At 63.5% G+C, this 14600-nt stretch carries 15 protein-coding genes; 4 read left to right on the top strand and 11 right to left on the bottom strand.

The annotated features are described in order from the left end of the window. Positions 1-17: 17 nt before the first annotated feature. The 3 genes from HUN39_RS14465 to HUN39_RS14455 form a co-directional block, all read right to left on the bottom strand. Positions 18-2051: an NAD(+) synthase gene (locus HUN39_RS14465; protein WP_175095198.1), complete on the bottom strand. Its 2034-nt coding sequence runs from the start codon at positions 2049-2051 to the stop codon at positions 18-20. Between the two features lie 145 nt (positions 2052-2196). Next, positions 2197-2577 carry a type II toxin-antitoxin system death-on-curing family toxin gene (locus tag HUN39_RS14460; protein WP_175095197.1) on the bottom strand — a complete coding sequence of 127 codons (381 nt, stop codon included), beginning with the start codon at positions 2575-2577 and terminating at the stop codon, positions 2197-2199. Beyond that, a complete protein-coding gene (locus tag HUN39_RS14455) occupies positions 2574-2792 on the bottom strand; it encodes a hypothetical protein (protein WP_210266985.1) in 219 nt (72 codons plus the stop codon). The genes HUN39_RS14460 and HUN39_RS14455 overlap by 4 nt, the downstream gene beginning before the upstream one ends. Positions 2793-3184: 392 nt before the next feature. Here HUN39_RS14455 and HUN39_RS14450 point away from each other — a divergent pair, with 392 nt between their 5' ends. After that, entirely contained in the window at positions 3185-3568 is a 384-nt protein-coding gene (locus HUN39_RS14450) for a nuclear transport factor 2 family protein (RefSeq protein WP_232366107.1), read from the top strand. A gap of 79 nt (positions 3569-3647) precedes the next feature. Here HUN39_RS14450 and HUN39_RS14445 read toward each other — a convergent pair whose 3' ends face one another. The 8 genes from HUN39_RS14445 to glyA form a co-directional block, all read right to left on the bottom strand. Further along, positions 3648-5828: a sodium-translocating pyrophosphatase gene (locus tag HUN39_RS14445; RefSeq protein WP_175095194.1), complete on the bottom strand. Its 2181-nt coding sequence runs from the start codon at positions 5826-5828 to the stop codon at positions 3648-3650. 187 nt (positions 5829-6015) lie between these two features. Further along, entirely contained in the window at positions 6016-6963 is a 948-nt protein-coding gene (gene thiL, locus HUN39_RS14440) for a thiamine-phosphate kinase (RefSeq protein WP_175095193.1), read from the bottom strand. Positions 6964-7106: 143 nt separating this feature from the next. Next, complete coding sequence (gene nusB / locus HUN39_RS14435; protein ID WP_175095192.1) at positions 7107-7559, bottom strand: transcription antitermination factor NusB; 453 nt, start codon at positions 7557-7559, stop codon at positions 7107-7109. Further along, positions 7556-8038 carry a 6,7-dimethyl-8-ribityllumazine synthase gene (ribH, locus tag HUN39_RS14430; RefSeq protein WP_175095191.1) on the bottom strand — a complete coding sequence of 161 codons (483 nt, stop codon included), beginning with the start codon at positions 8036-8038 and terminating at the stop codon, positions 7556-7558. Before ribH ends, nusB begins: the two co-directional genes overlap by 4 nt. A gap of 327 nt (positions 8039-8365) precedes the next feature. After that, positions 8366-8968 (bottom strand): riboflavin synthase, encoded by a 603-nt coding sequence (locus tag HUN39_RS14425; protein WP_175095190.1) that lies wholly within the window; start codon positions 8966-8968, stop codon positions 8366-8368. Beyond that, positions 8968-10098: a bifunctional diaminohydroxyphosphoribosylaminopyrimidine deaminase/5-amino-6-(5-phosphoribosylamino)uracil reductase RibD gene (ribD, locus tag HUN39_RS14420; RefSeq protein WP_175095189.1), complete on the bottom strand. Its 1131-nt coding sequence runs from the start codon at positions 10096-10098 to the stop codon at positions 8968-8970. Before ribD ends, HUN39_RS14425 begins: the two co-directional genes overlap by 1 nt. Beyond that, positions 10095-10589 carry a transcriptional regulator NrdR gene (gene nrdR / locus HUN39_RS14415; RefSeq protein WP_175095188.1) on the bottom strand — a complete coding sequence of 165 codons (495 nt, stop codon included), beginning with the start codon at positions 10587-10589 and terminating at the stop codon, positions 10095-10097. The genes ribD and nrdR overlap by 4 nt, the downstream gene beginning before the upstream one ends. Positions 10590-10682: 93 nt before the next feature. Further along, positions 10683-11957: a serine hydroxymethyltransferase gene (gene glyA, locus HUN39_RS14410; protein ID WP_175095187.1), complete on the bottom strand. Its 1275-nt coding sequence runs from the start codon at positions 11955-11957 to the stop codon at positions 10683-10685. A 407-nt stretch (positions 11958-12364) separates the two neighbouring features. On the opposite strand from glyA, the gene HUN39_RS14405 reads away from it, so the two are divergent. From HUN39_RS14405 to HUN39_RS14395, 3 genes are all read left to right on the top strand, one after another. Next, positions 12365-12973 carry a hypothetical protein gene (locus HUN39_RS14405; protein ID WP_175095186.1) on the top strand — a complete coding sequence of 203 codons (609 nt, stop codon included), beginning with the start codon at positions 12365-12367 and terminating at the stop codon, positions 12971-12973. 10 nt (positions 12974-12983) lie between these two features. Then, the gene (locus tag HUN39_RS14400; protein ID WP_175095185.1) at positions 12984-13631 is read left to right on the top strand and encodes a TetR/AcrR family transcriptional regulator; all 648 of its coding nucleotides are present in this window, start codon (positions 12984-12986) and stop codon (positions 13629-13631) included. A 114-nt stretch (positions 13632-13745) separates the two neighbouring features. Then, positions 13746-14579, top strand: a complete 834-nt coding sequence (locus HUN39_RS14395) for an intradiol ring-cleavage dioxygenase (protein ID WP_175095184.1) — start codon at positions 13746-13748, stop codon at positions 14577-14579. Positions 14580-14600: the final 21 nt, after the last annotated feature.

The following is a 14600-nucleotide window of genomic DNA, read 5'->3' as shown; positions in this document are numbered from 1 at the left end:
CGGCCGGCTTGTCGTTGTCAGGGAATGTCGTCGAGCGAACTCAGCCACGCGTCCGCGACCGAATCCGATGGCGCGCGCCAATCGCCGCGCGGAGACAGCGACCCTCCGGAACTGACTTTGGGGCCATTGGGCAGCGCCGATCGCTTGAACTGGCTTCCCTCAAAGAATCGCTTCACGAAAACGCCGAGCCAATGTTTGATCGTCGACAGGTCATAGGCGACCTTGTCCTCTTCAGCGACGCCTACAGGCCATGATCCCGCAGCCGCATGCCGCCAAGCGCGCCAAGCGAGAAAGGCGATCTTCGCGGGCGCAAATCCGTAGCGCGTCGCATAATAGAGATTGAAGTCCTGCAGCGCATATGGCCCGACCGTTTCCTCGGTCCGCTGTCTCGCTTCTCCGGGCACAAGCTCGGGGGAGATTTCCGTCGCGAGAACGTCCTCAAGCACCGCCGCCGTTGCCGCGCCAAATCGCGCGTCTCGAGCGCACCAGCGGATGAGGTGCTGAATGAGCGTCTTAGGGACCGAGGCGTTGACGTTGTAATGCGACATCTGATCGCCAACGCCATAGGTGGACCAACCGAGGGCGAGCTCGGAAAGGTCGCCAGTGCCAATGACGAGCGCGCCCTGGCGGTTGGCAAGACGAAACAGCAGCGATGTGCGCGCGCCCGCCTGCACATTCTCGTAAGTCGTGTCGTAAACCGCCTCTCCGCGCGCAGCTGGGTGATCGATGTCGGCGAGCATTTGCTTGCAAGCCGCAGTGACATCAATTTCTTGCGCGGTGACGCCGAGAGCGCGCATCAACCGCCAGGCGTTGGCCTTGGTGCTTTCGCTCGTGGCGAAGGCCGGCAGAGTGAAGCCGAGCACATTTTCGCGCGGCAGACCGAGCGCATCCATCGCCGTCACCGCGACGAGCAGCGCCTGAGTGGAGTCGAGTCCGCCGGAGACGCCGATCACGACTTTCTTGATGTTCGTCGCGCGCAATCGTTGTTCGAGACCGTGCGATTGTATGTTGAACGCCTCGAAACAAAGCTCGGCGAGCCGCGTTTCATCCGCCGGGACAAAGGGAAAGCGTCCGACCTCGCGCAGAAATCCAAGATCGCGGTCGCAAGGCGCGGCGAGTTCGAAAGGAATGCGACGGTAATTCGTCGCGCCCTGCTCCACGTCGGCGCAGGCGCCAAACGTGCCCTGCCGCATCCTTTCTGCCATCAGGCGGCCGATATCAACATCGGCGAGCGCCAACTGCGGTTCGTCGGAAAAGCGCGGAGCCTTGGCGAGAACGTCGCCCTTCTCGCAGATCAGCGCTTCTCCGTCCCACGCGAGGTCCGTCGTCGACTCGCCCTGCCCCGCCGCCGAATAAAGATAGGCCGAAAGGCAGCGCGCCGAATGTGCGCTGCATAGCGTCTCGCGATAGTCGGATTTGCCGATGATCGCGTTCGACGCCGAGAGATTGAGCAGCACGGTCGCGCCCGCCAGCGCGGCGCGCGCCGAAGGGGGAATGGGCACCCATACGTCCTCGCAAATCTCGGTGTGGATCACGAGTCCGGGAAAATCCGTCGCTTCAAGCAGCGTATCGGAGCCGAAGGGCGCGCGTTGTCGGGCGACCGCGATGTCCTCGCCAAAGATGAAAGCGCCCGAGGCGAAATGGCGCTGTTCGTAAAACTCGCGATAGTTCGGTAGATAGACCTTGGGCGTCACGGCGAGCACCCGGCCACGCAGGATCGCCACGGCGCAGTTATAGAGACGGCCACGATGGCGCAGCGGCGCGCCGACGACGATCAGCGGATGAATGCCGCAAGAGGCCTCGACGAGTTCGACGATCGCCGCATCGACGGCGTCAAGCAACGCCTCCTGCTGCAAGAGATCGTCGATCGCGTAAGAGGAGATCCCCAACTCGGGAAACAGCGCCAGCGAAGCGCCGTGGTGATCGGCCTCACGCGCCAGTTCGATCGTCCGACCGACGTTGAAAGCCGGATCGGCGACTCGCACGTTCGGCGTCGCGACGGCGACTCGGATGAAGCCATGCGTGTGCAGACAATAGAAAGGATGGGTCATGAAGTCCGCCCGGGCGGCCGCAGGTTCGACTGGAGCGCTTGTCCATCGTGATAATGCAAGACGCCCGCGGGAAAGTCACATGGCGCGGACTGGCCCGCGCCAGTCGTCGAGAGGCGCAGGAAGTTAAGACGTAAGCTGAATGCTTTCATCGGCAGTTCTGGCGCAACCACGCCTCCAGCGTCTCGAAGCGAAATGCGTCTTTCTCGTAGAGCGCAGAAGCGAAGGTCCACGCTTCGTCCGCATTCGCGATAAGTGAAATTCCGTTGATGGTGATAAAGGCGAACATCGCCGCGAAGGCGACACGCTTGTTGCCGTCGACGAAGGCATGGTTCTGTGAAAGACTTTCCCACAACGCAGCCGCTTGCCCGATCTCGTCGGCGTAATAGCCCGTTTGCGGGCGAAACAACGCCGCTTCGAGCTGACCAAGATCGCGCACGCCCGCCGCGCCGCCGTATCGTTCGATCAGATCATTGTGAATGGTGAGTATCTCGGCGACTGTCAGATAGTCGGTTCGCCTGCCGCTCACTTGGCGAGTTTTTCGTAAAGCCCGCCGTAGCGCGGCACGCTCGAACGATAGGCGTCCATGACGTGACGCCGCGGCTTTGCCTTGCTGCGTTCCTCGACATGCGCCCGCAGCGCGTCCTCGATGACGGACTGAAGCTGCCGCCCCTCATCCTTCGCGATCCTTCGGATCTCGGCGAGCAGATCCTTATCGACCTGAGTGGCGAATTTTTCGCGCATGGCGGCCATCGTCTTCCAGCAGACTGATACGGATTCCGTTTGATCTCTCGGATGTCATTCCCGACGCGCGCAACGCGCGCAATCGGGAATCCAGAGCAAAAAACAGCGCTCTTGGATTTGCCCTGGATTCCCGGTCAGGCCCTCGGCCTGCCGGGAATGACACGGCCCACACGAACCGATCGGCCGAAATTCGTATGAAATACGTATCTTGTTACATCAAGAAATGTCAAGATGTGGCAGGATCGGTCTAAATTCCCCAGGGACGGAATGCGGAAGCTCCGCTCTGCAAGCGGCCGAAACATTCCATTCGGAACGGCGAGACAGGGGCGTTACCGACCCGTCCGTTTTATAGAGCAAGCAGTCTATTATCGCCTCTGGCGATGGAGACCGGAATGGCCGCGGAAGCCCTCTGCAAAAGCTACTTGAACGCGCTGGACAGGAGCGATCTATCGGCCGTGTGCAGCCTTTTCACCGCCGACGCTGTTGCTCACTCTCCGCTTTATGGCGTCCGACCCGCCAGGGAGTTCTACGCCGAGCTGTTCGCAGACACGAACCGTTCCGAAACCACGCTCCTGAACGTCTTTGACAGCTCCTCCAACGGGTCTGCGGTGGCGCTCCATTTTCGCTATGTCTGGACATTGAAGAGCGGCAAGGCGGTCGCCTTCGAATGCGTAGATGTTTTCGAGCTTTCGGAAGACAGAAATCAGTTCACGAAGATCGTGATCATTTACGACACGGCGCATCTTCGGGCGGATTTTGAAACATCCCGGAGGTGAATGAAGGGGAGAGCGGACCTTTCCCAAAGCAAAAGGGCGGGGTCTCCCCCGCCCTCTCAAAATTGCTTTGCGCGACGCCTCAGTGCGCCAGGATCGCCAGCATCAGCAGCGCGACGATATTGGTGATCTTGATCGCCGGGTTCACTGCAGGACCGGCGGTGTCCTTATAGGGGTCGCCGACCGTGTCGCCGGTCACCGCCGCCTTATGGGCATCGGAGCCCTTCTCATGCTTCACGCCGTCCTTGTCGATGAAGCCGTCTTCGAAGGATTTCTTGGCGTTGTCCCAAGCGCCGCCGCCCGAGGTCATCGAAATCGCAACGAAGAGCCCATTGACGATGACGCCCAGCAGCAACGCGCCCAGCGCCGCGAAGGCGTTGGCCTTGCCGCCAAGGATCCAGGCGACGACGAAGGCGACGATCGGCGCCAGCACCGGCAGCAGCGAGGGCACGATCATTTCCTTGATCGCCGCCTGCGTCAGCATATCGACGGCGCGGCCGTAATCTGGCCGGTCCGTGCCCGCCATGATGCCGGGCTTTTCCTTAAACTGGCGGCGCACCTCGACGACCACCGAGCCCGCCGCGCGCCCCACCGCCGTCATGGCGATGCCGCCGAAGAGATAGGGAATGAGGCCGCCAAAGATGAGACCCGCGACGACATAGGGATTGGAGAGCTCGAAGTCGATCTTCCCCAGCCCTTTGAAAAACGGCACGTCGGTGTCGATGAAATGCTTCAGATCGTTCGTGTAGGCGGCGAAGAGCACCAGCGCGCCGAGGCCCGCCGAGCCGATGGCGTAGCCCTTGGTCACGGCCTTCGTGGTATTGCCCACGGCGTCGAGCGCGTCGGTGTTGCGACGCACCTCTTTCGGCAGGCCCGCCATTTCGGCGATGCCGCCGGCGTTGTCGGTGACGGGGCCGAAGGCGTCGAGGGCCACGACCATGCCGGCGAGGCCGAGCATCGTCGTCACCGCGATCGCCGTGCCATAGAGCCCGCCGAGTTCATAAGTGAGGATGATGCCGAGAACGATGACGAGGGCCGGCGCCGCTGTCGATTCAAGCGACACGGCGAGGCCCTGGATGACGTTGGTGCCATGGCCCGTCACCGACGCCTGAGCGATCGACACCACCGGACGCTTGCCGGTGCCGGTGTAATATTCGGTGATGTAGACGATGGCGCCCGTGACGATCAGGCCCAGCACCCCGGAGAGGAACAGGCCGTAGCCATGGATGGCTTCGCCATTCGCCTTGCCGATCTCGCCCCAACCGACGGTAAAGGTCGTCGCCAGAAAGAGCCCTCCGACCGACAGCACGCCAGCGGCGATGAGGCCCTTGTAAAGCGCGCCCATGATGGAGTCGTCGATGCCGAGCTTCTTGAAATAGGGCGCGGCGAATTTGCCCCATTCCGAGTCGTCGTCGCCCATTTTCACGAAATAAGTGCCGGCGATCGACGTGAGGATCGAAAGGCCGCCGATCGCGAGCGGATAGATCATCGCCGACGACAGACCTTCCTGACCGGCGAAGAAGATCGAGGCGAGCACCATGGTGGCGACGACCGTCACCGCATAGGTCTCGAAGAGGTCGGCCGCCATGCCGGCGCAATCGCCGACATTGTCGCCGACGTTGTCGGCGATCGTGGCGGGATTGCGTGGGTCGTCCTCCGGGATGCCGGCCTCGACCTTGCCGACGAGATCGGCGCCGACGTCCGCGCCCTTGGTGAAGATGCCGCCGCCAAGACGGGCGAAAATCGAAATCAGCGATCCGCCGAAGCCGAGCGCCACGAGCGCATCGACGACCGTGCGGTCGGAGGGCGCATAGCCTGCGAACCAGGTCAGGATCGCGTAATACACCGCGACGCCAAGCAGCGCGAGGCCGGCGACCAGAAGCCCGGTGACCGCGCCGGCCTTGAAGGCGATGTCGAGGCCGCCGGCGAGCGATTTCGTCGCCGCCTGCGCGGTGCGGACATTGGCGCGCACCGAGACGTTCATGCCGATATAGCCGGCCGCGCCGGAGAGCACCGCGCCGAGCAAGAATCCGAAGGCGACCGCCCAGCCGAGAAGGATGACGAGAATGACGAAGATCACGCCGCCAACCATGGCGATGGTCTTGTATTGGCGGTTGAGATAGGCCTGCGCGCCCTCGGCGACGGCGCCCGAAATTTCCTGCATCCGCGCCGACCCCGGATCGGCTGCGAGCAATTCCTGCGAGGTCTTCACGCCGTAGACGATAGACATCAATCCGAAGACGATGGTTAGAAACAGAACCATTTTGGCTTCGCCTTTTCGTTCTTCGACCGCGAATTGGCCGAATTGGTCGCGTCGCCGCGAACGGATGTCGCGCAACGAAAAAAGGAGTAGCGGCCCCGCCGAGCGAATCGGGCGAGGACAGCGGCTTTCCGGCGGGCTTTCTGCCAGAAACGTGGCCGCGCGGCAATGCTGCGCCGGCCCGTATTTTTCAGAAGTGCTGGAAGGACAATTTTTTGAAAAAGACGGGCTTTTTGTGTCCGTCGAGAAAAACCGGCGGCGCGCTTCCCTCCACGATCTCGCCGATACGACAGATGGGCGCGGCAGGCGGCGCCTCGCTCCCCGCAGCTATGAGAATTTCGTAGTCGTCTCCGCCGGTTATAGCGGTTTCGAAGAGCGCGGGATCGATGGCCATCGCCTCTCGCGCCGCCGCTGAAAGCGGCACGGAGGCGAGATCGACGGCGGCGCTCACGCCAGAGGCGCGGCAAAGCTTGGCGAGATCGCCTGCAAGGCCGTCGGAAATGTCCATCGCGGCGCTGGCGCTGGCGGCTAGCCACGGCGCGATATCGAGACGCGGCTGCGGCAGCAGATAACGGCCGATGAGATGGTCACGCGCGCTAGCCGAGAGGCGCTTCGCGAGCGCTGGGTCGCGTCGAACGGCAAGTCCCAGCGCGGCGTCGCCGATCGGGCCCGAGACGAAGATGGCGTCTCCTGGCTTTGCGCCGGTGCGGGGCACGAAGCGCCGGGCGCGGCCGAGCGCCGTGATCGAGATGGTCAGCGGGCCGGGAGTCGCGCCCGTATCGCCGCCGATCAGCGGCGCGCCATAGGCGCGCGCATCCTCGGCGAGCCCGGCTGCGAAAGCGTCCAGCCAAGCGTTGGTCCAGTCATGGGGGAGCGCCAAGGCCAACAGAAAGCCGATCGGCTCGGCGCCCTTGGCGGCAAGATCGGAGAGATTGACGCGCAGCGCCTTCTTGGCGATCAGCGACGGATCGTCGTCGGCGAAAAAATGCACGCCTGCGACGACCATGTCGGTCGTGACGACGAGCGGCGCGCTTTCCGGCGCGAGAAGCGCCGCGTCGTCCTTAAGGCCGAGCGCGGCCGCGCCCGCGATCGGCGCGAAAACGCGGGCGATGATGTCGTCTTCGCTATAACGCGGCATGGCTTCGCCCTCGTGCTTCGAGACGCGAGCTTCGCTCGCTCCTCAGCATGAGGGCGAGGGATGCGCGCCGCCGGCTTCCTCATCCTGAGGAGCGTGCGCAGCACGCGTCTCGAAGGACCAGGAAGCCGGCGGCTCTGTTCCTGTCAACTCAACTCCTCGGCGCGCTGCTCACGCGCGATCCTGTCGAGCACGGCGTTCACCATCCCCGACTCGGTCGGCCCGAAAAAGGCGCCGGCGACGTCGACATATTCCTTGATGACGACGCGCGCCGGAACGTCCTTACGCGACCGCAGTTCATAGACGCCGGCGCGCAGCGCGGCGCGCATGACGGACTCCAGTCGCGACAGCGGCCAGCCGCCGGAAAGCGCGCGATCGATCTGCCGGTCGATGGCGACCTGATCGGTGAGCACGCCTTGCAGCACGTCGCGAAAAAAGGCGGCGTCCGCCGGCTTATATTGCGCGCCTTCGATCTCGCGCCCAATCCAGTGAGACTCGAACTCGGCAAAAATTTCGTTGAGCCCTTTGCCGGCGACTTCCATTTGGTAAAGCGCCTGCACGATCGCCAGACGCGACGCCGAGCGTTGATCGACGCTCATACGACGCCCCGTTTGAGACGCACGAGCGCAAGCGCCGCGCGCGCAGCGTCGGCGCCCTTGTCGCCCTGCTTGGGATCGGCGCGCACGATCGCCTGCGCCTCATTCTCCACGGTGAGCACGCCATTGCCGAGCGGCAGGCGGCGCGAGACGGAAAGATTCATCAGCGCGCGCGTGCTTTCATTGGCGACGAGTTCGAAATGATAGGTCTTACCGCGAATGACGCAGCCGAGCGCAACGACTCCATCATAGGGCGCGCCGGCAAGCTCGGCGTCATCCAGCGCGATCGCGGCCGCTGTGGCGATCTCCAGCGCGCCGGGGACTTCGATCACGGTCGCCTGCGCCTGGAGCGCGCGCAAGGCGTCAAGCGCGCCGCTGCGCAGCAGCGCGACGATTTCGCCGTTGAACTTCGTCGTGACGACGAGAATATGCGCGCCCGGCACGGGCGCGACGTCAGCGTCGTCGGGTGCAAAACCAGCCATTCAGGCGACTCCATGAATGCACGCAACCCTCTCCCGCCGGGAGAGGGTTGGGCTGCGAAGCAGCCAAGCGAGGGTTAGCGTTCTCAATTGCAAAGGTGCGGGACGCGCCGCCGCAGCGAACGCATTATCGCTGAGGCGCAAACCCCTCACCCGACCCGGCCAAAAGCCCGTCGTTTACAATGGGAGTCCTTACGGACGCCCTTGGCCGAAACACCCTCTCCTTATGGGAGGGAAATCCGCGAACCAATTTCTGGGCGCGTTATGTCACACGAGCGGCGCTCTGTCAGCCGGCATGGCCGTTATACACATCCTCGCGCCAAACTCAGCCTACCGCGCGTCGCTCAGCCGCGCCGCATAGCGCGCCATCAGATCGACTTCGATATTGAGCGCATCCCCTGCCCTGCGCGCGCCGAGCGTCGTAACGCTAAGCGTATGCGGAATGAGCAGCACGGAAAAGCGATCGCCGTCGACCTCGTTCACCGTGAGCGAAACGCCGTCGAGCGCCACGGAGCCCTTCTTGGCGATGAAGCGCGACAGCGCGCGCGGCGCCTCGACCCAGAATCTGGACATGTCGTCAAAGTCGTCGCGCGAGATGATGCGCGCGACGCCATCGACATGGCCGGTGACGATATGGCCGCCAAGTTCATCGCCGATCTTCAACGCGCGTTCGAGATTGACGCGCGTTCCGCAGGCCCATATTCCGACCGTCGTGACGGCGAGCGTCTCGGCGGCGGCGTCGATCTCGAAGATCGTTCGCGCGTCCTCGCGCGCGACGGCGACGACCGTCAGGCACACGCCAGAGCACGCGATGGAGGCGCCGAGGGCGATGCCGTCGGAATCGTATGAACAGGCGATGCGCAGGCGGCGCAGTTCGCCGCGCGGCGTCATCGCAATAACTTCGCCCACATCGGTGACGATGCCTGTGAACATCAGTCGACCCGCGCGTATCGTGTCATCGTGTCGGCGCCGAGCGCGCGCGTTTCGATCAGACGGTAGCGCGAGTCGTCATCGAGGGCGGCGCGCGCCGCAGGGGTCAGCGCGGGACGCCCTGCCCTCCCGAGCGGCTTGATGGCGGTGTGCAGGATGACCTCATCGGCAAGATCGGCGGCGAGCAGACTTTCGGCGACGCGCGGTCCGCCTTCGCTGAAGACGCGAGTGATGCCGCGATCGGCGAGAAATCTGAGCGCGCTCATAAGATCGATAACGCCGTCCCGCGTCGCGATGCGGACAACCTCCGCGCCAGTGGCGTCTTCAAACGCTTTGGCCGCTTCATCGGCGACGGCCGCTCCGGCGATCACGAGCAGCGGCGTTTCGCGCGCCGTCGACGCCAGGCGCGAACGCGGCGACAGTGACAACTTCTCGTCGAGCACGACGCGGAGCGGCTTATATTGTTGCATCCCCGGCAAGCGCACGGTCATCAGCGGATCGTCGTCGCGCGCCGTGCCGCCGCCGACCATGATCGCGTCATGCAGCGATCGCTGCACATGAGTGAAAGCGTCAGTGACGGGTCCGGTGATATGCAGGCGCGGATCATGCGCGGCGCCAGCGGCGTAGCCGTCCGCCGTCCGCGCGAGCTTGAGCGTAATCATCGGGCGGCGACGGGTGACGCGCAAAATGTGCCCGAGATGATCGGCGCGCGCCGCCGCAGCGCCGGGACCGATGAGGACGTCGATTCCCGCTTCACGCAGCCGGGCGAAGCCGTCGCCCGATACGCGCGGGTCGGGGTCCTCGAGGGCGGTGACGACGCGCGCGACGCCGCCGGCGATGATGGAGTCAACGCAAGGCGGCGTCGCCCCATGATGCGCGCAGGGCTCCAAAGTGACGTAAAGCGTCGCGCCGCGCGCCGCCTCGCCCGCCGCAGCCATGGCGATCGCTTCGGCATGCGGACGCCCGCCCGGCGCGGTCCAGCCACGGGCGATGACGACCCCGTCGCGCACAAGCAGCGCGCCGACCGCGGGATTGGGCGCCGTGCGGCCCAGATTGCGCCGGCCGAGCGCAAGCGCCGCCGCCATATAGGCGTCGTCGGTCGCGGTCTGCGGAAAGGCTTCGTGGATCGTCATGCCTTCTCTGGGTCGTCGGCGTCCGGCGCCAAAGCCGCACCGTCGCTCTCCAATTCGTCGATCACCGCTGAGAAGTCACGAACCTCGCGGAAGTCGCGATACACCGAGGCGAAACGCACATAGGCGACGGGGTCCAGCGAACGCAGGCCTTCGATGACCAATTCGCCGATCCGCTGACTTTCCACCTCGACTTCGCCGAGGCTCTCTACCTGACGAACGATTCCGGAAATCATCTGCTCGACGCGTTCCGCTTCGACCGGACGCTTGCGCAAGGCGATCTCCACCGAGCGCGTCAGCTTGTCGCGATTGAACGGCGCACGGCGACCCGATTTTTTCACGACGATGATTTCGCGCAGCTGCACGCGCTCAAAGGTCGTGAAGCGGCCGCCGCAGGTTGGACAGACGCGGCGCCGCCGAATGCAGGACGAGTCCTCAGCCGGACGGGAGTCCTTCACCTGCGTGTCGACGGAGCCGCAATAGGGACAGCGCATGTTGGGCGCCTTTTCCTCTCGCTCGGAGAGGCGGCCCCGCAGCGCGGGGTCGGGGGTTCCCTTCTCCCGCAAGCGAGAGAAGGGAGCAGATTACTAGTAGATCGGGAACTTCGCGGTGAGCGCGTGAACCTTTTCCTTCACCGCGGCTTCCGTGCCGGCGTTGCCTTCTTCGCCCTTCGAGGAGAGGCCGTCGAGCACCTCGACGATCATCTGCCCGACCTCTTTGAACTCGTTCTGGCCGAAGCCGCGCGAGGTCGCCGCCGGCGAGCCGAGACGAATGCCGGAGGTGACGAAGGGCTTTTCCGGATCGAAGGGAATGCCGTTCTTGTTGCAGGTGATGTGGGCGCGGCCCAGCGCGGCCTCGGCCGCCTTGCCGGTGATCTTCTTGGGGCGCAGATCGACGAGCATGAGATGGTTGTCGGTGCCGCCCGAGACGATCGCGAGACCGGCGTCGACAAGCGTCTGCGCGAGCATTTGCGCATTGTCCTTGACCTGCTGCTGATAGGTCTTGAACTGCGGGGTCAGCGCCTCGCCGAACGCCACGGCCTTTCCGGCGATGACATGCATCAGCGGACCGCCCTGCAGGCCCGGGAAGACCGCCGAGTTGATCTTCTTGGCGATTGCCTCGTCGTTCGTCAGCACCATGCCGCCGCGCGGACCGCGCAGCGTCTTATGCGTGGTGGTGGTGACGACATGCGCATGCGGCAGCGGCGACGGATGAAGTCCCGCAGCGACCAGACCGGCGAAATGCGCCATGTCCACCATGAAATAGGCGCCGACGCTGTCGGCGATCTTGCGGAAGCCTTCGAAGTCCCAGATGCGGGAATAGCCGGAGCCGCCCGCGATGATGAGCTTCGGCTTATGCTCCTTGGCGAGCGCGGCGACCTGCTCCATGTCGATGCGCTGATCGTCCTTGCGCACCGTATAGCTCACCGGCTTGAACCAGCGGCCGGAGACATTGACCGGCGACCCATGCGTCAGGTGACCGCCGGCGGCGAGATCCAGCCCCATGAAGACGTCGCCCGGCTGAAGCAGCGCAAGGAACACCGCCTGATTGGCCTGCGAGCCGGAGTTGGGCTGCACATTCGCGAAACCGCAGTCAAACAGCTTCTTGGCGCGGTCGATCGCGAGATTCTCCGCGATGTCGACAAATTGGCAGCCGCCGTAATAGCGCTTGCCGGGATAGCCCTCGGCATATTTGTTGGTGAGAACCGAGCCCTGGGCCTCCAACACCGCCTTGGAGACAATGTTCTCCGAGGCAATCAGTTCGATCTCGTGCCTCTGGCGGCCGAGTTCGAGTTCGATCGCCTTCGCGATTTCCGGATCGGAAGCGCTGAGGGAGGCGGTGAAGAAACCGGATTGGCTCATTGGAATGGACCTCTATGCCTAACGGCGCTGAACGAAAACAAAAACCGGCTCCCGGTCTTAATCGGCGAAGCCGGTCCTTAGGACGCGCATCGTGAGACGCGTCGCTTATCACGGCGAAGACGCGACGGGAAGAGCAGGCTCGGTCGCAGACTGAGGCCAAATCAAGTCTCGCGCCCGGTTTCGCCAGTCGCCTTTCCTTTGTGGAGGCGATTTTTGCGCCAGCGCCAACGAAATCCGCTTTTGCGACGCGGCCGCGCTTCGCTCGCCAGCGTCTTCGTTTCCTCAAGCGCCAAAATGACGCATGTCGCCCTCGACCGATGGGCGAAAAACCGCGTCACCAACGCGCCATATTTTCGCTTCAAACGAGCGTTTGAATTTCAATCAGTCGTTTAAAACGGAGGTTCGTCATGAGCGACCATCTGGAAATAAAATTTGCCGCGCTTAGCGCCAAGTCACGCAGACTGCTCATCGATGCCGCAGTCTGTTTCGTCGCGACCTGGCTCATCGCATTCCTGCCCCCGCAATGGAAGAATGGCGAAGCGCTGAAGGAAATCGCTTTCACGACCGACCCGGTGAGCGGCAAAATCATCGACCGGATCGAGTCCGCGGAGTCGGAGCGCCCATCCTCGAAGTTGAAAAACGCTCCGCCGGCTCCGGCGCTGTTCGCCGTCTATCCGCAGGTGCACATCTCGGATTGGTCGAACGAAGCCGTCGTTGAAAAGACGGAGACGATCACCGTCAGGTCGACGAAAGTCGTCGCCTTGCGCAAGTCGTCTCCGGAAAAGAGAACTCCTGTCGAGTCGACGCCGCCGGCGCCCCCGACAACCAACGCCGAGCCGCCCGCCTCTCTTGGGACAATGGGCGAGAACGCGGAGCACCAGGAACGGAGTTTGTGGGCCAAGCTCGACCCAACAAGGCTCTCATCCAAATTGGCTCCGCTCGGCCGCAAGGCCTGGAATAGCGCGACGTCGCTTGGCGGCGCAGTGTCGAGCCTCGTCAACATATATCCTTTTTGAGGATGGCGCCTTGAGTAATCTGGATCAGGCGCGCGTTGCATCTCGCTCGACAGAGACGACGCGCGCCGCGCTCATCAAAGCGGCCACGTCGGTCTTCGCGGAATATGGGTATGACGGCGGCTCGGTGCGGCTCATCACCCAAAGGGCGATGGCCAACCAGGCGGCCGTCAATTACCACTTCGGCGGCAAGGACGGACTTTATCGCGAAGTGCTGATTGCTGCGACCAAGACCCTCGAGCAGAGCAGTTTTCTGTGCCCGGAAGAACTAGACGCGCGTTCTCCCGAAGAGGCGCTGCGGCTCTATCTGCGTCAATTTCTGCTACCGCTCGTCAAGCGCGATCGCGTCAGCATGTACTTGCGCATTTTCGCTTGGGAAAGCGTGCGGCCGAGCGAAGCGTTCAACGCCTTCATCGTGGCGTCGCCGCCGCGCATCTTTCAACTGGCGGAGCGCGTCGTGAAACGTTTCCTGCCCGAAGAGGCGCCCGCGGAAACCGTCACTTTCGCAACGCTGTGGCTCGCGCATCAACCGATGTTCTTCGTGCGCGACGCGGAACGGCTGGCGCGCGCCCCATTCGCGCTGAAATTCGACGAATCGTCGCTCGAACGACTGGTCGATACACTTGCGAGCTTCAGTCTTCGCGGACTCGGAAACCCGTAGCTCGTTTGCGCGCGTCTTTTAATGATGAAGCCGCTCAAATTCTTGAACCGACGCAATTTCTGACGCGAGGCGGCGTCCGCTTCGACGGAAAATGTCCAAACGACAGGCTCAGGCATGAATGACGAAAGAGGATGGCCGGATCGGCGCGACGTTCTGGCAATGGTCGCCGCTTTGACCGCCGGAGGAACGACGCGCGAGAGCTTCGCTCAGACGCCGACCGAGGACTCGGGGCCCCCCCTGCTTGGGGCGCGGGCGTGCCTTTTGACGCCGGAAGCGGTGCAGGGCCCCTATTACTATGATCCCAAACTGGTTCGCTTTGACATTCGCGAGAACAAGACGGGCGTTCCGATCATGTTGCGCCTTCAGATTGTCGATCAGGCGTGCCGGCCGATCGCCGGCGCGCGAGTCGACGTCTGGCATTGCGACGCGGCGGGCCTCTATTCGAACTATCAGGGACAGGGCGACGACCGCGCGCAACCCATCAGCACGAAAGGCGAAACCTTCCTGCGCGGCTCTCAGCTCGCGGACAATGCCGGCGTCGCGAGCTTCAAGTCCATCTATCCCGGCTGGTATCCAGGACGCACGCCGCATATCCACTTCAAGGCGTTCCTTAACGACGCCAACGTATTGACTGGACAACTCTTCTTCCCGGACGCGCTGAGCGAATTCATCTATCGCGACATTCGTCCCTATTCGGAGCGGACGGCCAAGCGCGACACAATGAATAAGGATGATTTCATCGCGATTGGCGCCGGCCTTGGCTCCTTCGCGAGCGTCACCGAGGAAGACCAGCGCTACCTCGTCACGCTCGTCATTGGCGTCGACCCCGCCGCCCGATCGAAGGCGTCGGCGAGCAGACCCCCGGAAGGACTTGGGCCGCCGCCGTCCGGCGCGCCGCCTCTCCGCGACCCAAAGCGCGTTTCGCCGCTCGTTCCGGGAATCGACTGACGCGCCCTGTCGAAGTTCGCC

Source organism: Methylocystis silviterrae (assembly GCF_013350005.1).
GTDB lineage: Bacteria > Pseudomonadota > Alphaproteobacteria > Rhizobiales > Beijerinckiaceae > Methylocystis > Methylocystis silviterrae.
Note: the sequence above shows the minus strand (reverse complement) of the source record. Positions and strands in the feature narration are given on the sequence as shown.